The sequence below is a fragment of the Frankia sp. CcCS3 genome (genome assembly GCF_977927575.1).
In genome coordinates, this window is sequence record NZ_CDWRCL010000304.1 from 1 (window position 1) to 3,800 (window position 3,800).

Sequence of the window (3,800 nt, forward strand, 5' to 3'; positions counted from 1 at the left end):
GAGGCCGCGCTGGGCCGCCCGCTCGCGGGAGCGGACGGGGTCGCCCGCGAGGATGACCGTCAGATCGGGCCGGTCGGCCGCGGCCGCCAACGTCCATAGGAAGTCGGCGGGCACGCCGTCGAGGCCTTGAAGCACCAGGGAAGACGCCGCATATCGGTCGCACACCACGACAGTGCCAGCTGCCAGTGCCGGGCGGATCTCCATTTCAAGGTGCTGGTAGCGGTCGGCCGCCACCAGGCAGGCGAGGGTGATCCCCTGGTAGTCGTCAGTACCGAAGCGGGTCAGGCTGCCCAGGGGGCTGGCGGTGGGCTCCTTGGTCGCCAGCACCGGCAGCCCGGCGCCGGCGAGTTGCCGGGCCAGGGCGGCCGTGACCGTGCTCTTGCCGATGCCGCTGGGGCCGTCGATGGCGAGGAAAAAGCCGGTAGTCATCGGCGGACGCTGGAACGGGCGTGCTGCTCGCGGGACAGCTCCACCAGGGCGGCCCGCACCTCATCTACGGTGGCTTCCCCGAACCGGATGTTGACCGAGAAGTTGAACTCGTCGCGCCCGCGCATGGCTTCGTCAAGGCCGCCAACGGTTAGGTCAACGGCGGTGTAGGCCAGAAGCTGCGCGGGCTGGTAGCGGCCGGTGGCCACGATGCGGTCCCACTCCGGCGTGCCGGGATACGGGCGGAACTCGAAGACGGAGGCCCGGAAGTTCCCTGGCTGGCCGTCCGCCACCTCCCACAGCTCCCTGACGTGGCGGACGGTGGCCGCCAACTCCTCGCGCGTCTCTGTGGGGAAGCCCAGGATGAAGTAGCCCTTCACCGAGATGCCGCGCTCGGTGAGGCGACGGACCACGGAGCGGGTCATATCGGGGTTGATCCGTTTGCCCATGTACCCAAGCAGCCGCTCACTGCCGGACTCGACACCCAGAGCAACTTCCCGCAGGCCGTTGGCGGCCAGTACATCCAACAGGGCGTCATCGGCCCGATGCAGGATGTTGATACGGCCGGTGGCATCCCAGACGAATCGCTCCCCGAGGCGGGCGGCGGTGAAGGCCTCCATGCACTGCCGGATGAACCGCTCGTAACCGAGAAAAAGATCATCGACGAAGCGGAAGGCGGTTACGCCGCCCGTGGCGTGCAGCACCTCCATCTCGGCGATAATGCCGGCAGGGGTGCGGGTGCGGATGGTGATGTCCGGGTTGGCGCTGACGGCGGCGCCACAAAATGAGCAGTCGTACGGGCAGCCGCGGGCACCGACCATGTTGGCCTCGACGCGGCCGTCTGGCGCCTGGTACGGGTCGCCCACCAGAAACCGGCGGTCGACGAAGGGCAGGCGGTCCACATCTGGGGCCAGGTGGTGGCCCGCGCCCGGCTGGCCGCCAGTGACGGGCTGGTGAAGGATGGGGTCGAGCCACATCACGCCGGGTAGGTCGGCGCGGGAGCGATTGTCCTGCAAGAGTTCTGCCACGCGGGTTTCGCCCTCGCCAAGCACCAGGGCTTCGAGCGCCCCGAAGCGGGGGTCGGCGATGATGGCTTTGGGCATGGCCTTGGCCTGGTGCCCGCCGACCATGACCATGATGTCCCGGTCCAGGCCGGCGGCGATTTCGGCGCTCACCTCGTAGGTGGGGGCCAAGAGGTTGAAGCCGGCCCAGCGCGGGCCGAGGCTGTTCACCAGCTGATAGGTCTCTTTGATGCCGAGTCCCAAGGCTTCGGCGTCAAGTACGCCGACGTTGAAGCCCTGGCTGCTCGCGTAGGTAGCGATGTAGGCCATGCCCAGTACCGGCAAGGTGAAGTCGTTCACCCGTGGGCGCAGGCCGTAGTCACGCAAGGGGGCGTTGATAAAAACGGCGTCGAGCGGGCGGTTCAGGTCGGCGCCCAGGACGGGGCCGTCATCCAATGTCTCCATGTTGCGATCCCCAAGCAAGGGTCAGGAGGGTCAAGGTCGATAGGTGTTCCCCCGCCAGATGCCGCCACTGAGCGCCGAAGGCACGCTCGTTATGGAACCAGTGGTGCGCCGGGGCAGCCCGCCCCGCCCACGTGCGTACGGCTAGATCGGCGTAGGGGTACAGGTCCCAGGTATTGGTGTAGTCGGCAACGGCCGCGCCGGCCGTCCAAGGGCCGATCCGCTGGACGCTCTGCAATTCGTCGATGAGGGCCGGTAGGGACAGACGCTTCCAGTTTTCGCCGTGGGCCAGGTAGGCCGTGGCGGCGGCCCGGATCGCTGCCCGCTTGAAAGCGAGCCCAAGCTCTCCGTATTGTTCGTCGTCCAGCTCCAGGACTTTTTCCGGACTCGGAAACAGGCCGTAGGTGTCGCCGTCCGGCAGGGCCACCTGCTGCCCGTGGGCTGCGCACAGCTGTCGGTAGAGCTTCTTGGACTGGCCCGCCCGGATGACCTGGCGCAGGATCGCGGTCGCCAGCGCCTCCCACAGCGAGGGGTTGCGGAAGCGGCCCACGTTGCCCAGGCCAGCCAGCTCCTTGGCCAGCTCCGGCACTTCACTGGCAGCGCCGTCCGGCATCCCGAAGACATCCGCCAGCGGCTCCGCTTCGTCGCCGCCCAGCGCCGTGAGCGTGAGGTTGCCGCCGTGAACCTCCGCCAAGACCGGGCCGCCCGGCAACGCAAATACGCGGCGTACCCCGGTATCGGTGGGAAGCCAGGCGGGGTATTCGGTCATCCAGCGGTCTGCGGAAAACGGCATGAGGAAACTCCGGAAGTACGGCTGTATTGGGCGAGGATATGACGCTATTATCTCATGGCGTCGCTCCGGGGTAGGCGGCCGTCCATGGCGCGCAGGCCATCGAGCACCCGTTTCAGTACGGCCATGTCATCGAAAACCAACCCAGGATCGGCACGTGCAACCGTGGGCCGGCGGTGTGGGAGAAGTGGGCCCGACTCCTCAGCTTCGGACGGCACCGGTGCCTCAATCTGGCATCAGGTAACTTTGCCGACTCCGGTGGGCGACGGGTAATAGGCTGCCGCAAGGCTCAGGGCTTCGACAATGTGGAGACCCCGACCGCTCTCACGATCAAGATATTGAACCTGAAGTTCAGGCGGCTTCGGGTTACGATCCCAGATTTCGATGATGAGGCTTCGCGCGGCCCAGCTGATGCGCATGGATACAATAGACCTTAAGCTACCACCCGAACTTTCCGTGGCCCGGACGGCATTGGTAATGAGTTCTGAAATCAACAGGGCCGTGGTGTCGAGAAGATCTGTAAGTCCCCAGCCCTCCAGCAGCCCGGCCGCCGCCTGCCGCGCCAAGGCCGGGGCCGTGGTGGCGGCGGCGAACTGGTGGACGCTCGCACGCAGGTGGGCGGCTGGCTGGGGCGCGGTGCTGGCCGGAAGGTTCATGCCGGCCCCGGGGAGGGGGTGGCCGGCGAAACGGTGAGCACCCGGGCGCCCAACACCTCGATCTCCACTTCGATGGCCTGCCGGACGGCGGGCAACCGGCGCAGTTCCGCGGTGACGGCCTCGGTTCGCTCCTCCAAGGCCGCCTGCTGCACAGCGGTGGTGGGCAGGTCGCCCGCGTCGCAAGCGAGCACGACCCCGACGGCTTCCAACCGTCCCAACGCCGCCCCGAGCCCTTCAGCAATGAGCCGCAGCGCCGCGCCGCCCGGCGGCCCCAGCCCGGAGTCTTGCCTTTCGGTGTCCCTGTCCACCGATTTCCTCCCCTCCTGGCACGGATGGATGACGCCCGAGGCCGGGGAGCGGGGTCCTCAGACCCGGCCCCGGGCGCCTTGGTCCTCAGCGTGAGCGGGCGGAACGGATACGGCCATGACGGGCCATGTATGAGGATCTGTCGCTGATCTTGTGATC

At 67.6% G+C, this 3,800-nt stretch carries 5 protein-coding genes; all 5 read right to left on the reverse strand.

Going from position 1 to position 3,800, the window contains the following annotated elements; genetic code table 11:
- A partial coding sequence (gene tmk, locus AC08OQ_RS18320; RefSeq protein ID WP_476602364.1) for a dTMP kinase occupies positions 1-429 on the reverse strand: 429 nt, incomplete at its 3' end.
- Positions 426-1,892 carry a B12-binding domain-containing radical SAM protein gene (locus tag AC08OQ_RS18325; protein ID WP_476602365.1) on the reverse strand — a complete coding sequence of 489 codons (1,467 nt, stop codon included), beginning with the start codon at positions 1,890-1,892 and terminating at the stop codon, positions 426-428. The genes tmk and AC08OQ_RS18325, both read right to left, overlap by 4 nt.
- Positions 1,876-2,682, reverse strand: a complete 807-nt coding sequence (locus AC08OQ_RS18330; protein ID WP_476605826.1) for a DNA glycosylase family protein — start codon at positions 2,680-2,682, stop codon at positions 1,876-1,878. The genes AC08OQ_RS18325 and AC08OQ_RS18330 overlap by 17 nt, the downstream gene beginning before the upstream one ends.
- Positions 2,683-2,915: 233 nt before the next feature.
- Positions 2,916-3,335 carry an ATP-binding protein gene (locus tag AC08OQ_RS18335; RefSeq protein WP_476605827.1) on the reverse strand — a complete coding sequence of 140 codons (420 nt, stop codon included), beginning with the start codon at positions 3,333-3,335 and terminating at the stop codon, positions 2,916-2,918.
- Positions 3,332-3,643 carry a hypothetical protein gene (locus AC08OQ_RS18340; protein ID WP_476605828.1) on the reverse strand — a complete coding sequence of 104 codons (312 nt, stop codon included), beginning with the start codon at positions 3,641-3,643 and terminating at the stop codon, positions 3,332-3,334. The genes AC08OQ_RS18335 and AC08OQ_RS18340 overlap by 4 nt, the downstream gene beginning before the upstream one ends.
- Positions 3,644-3,800 lie beyond the last annotated feature (157 nt).

Bases quoted from the DNA above. Each gene is read 5' to 3' on its own strand.
- AC08OQ_RS18330 (WP_476605826.1), bottom strand. From the start codon at position 2,682: ATGCCGTTTTCCGCAGACCGCTGGATGACCGAATACCCCGCCTGGCTT.
- AC08OQ_RS18325 (WP_476602365.1), bottom strand. From the start codon at position 1,892: ATGGAGACATTGGATGACGGCCCCGTCCTGGGCGCCGACCTGAACCGC.
- AC08OQ_RS18335 (WP_476605827.1), bottom strand. From the start codon at position 3,335: ATGAACCTTCCGGCCAGCACCGCGCCCCAGCCAGCCGCCCACCTGCGT.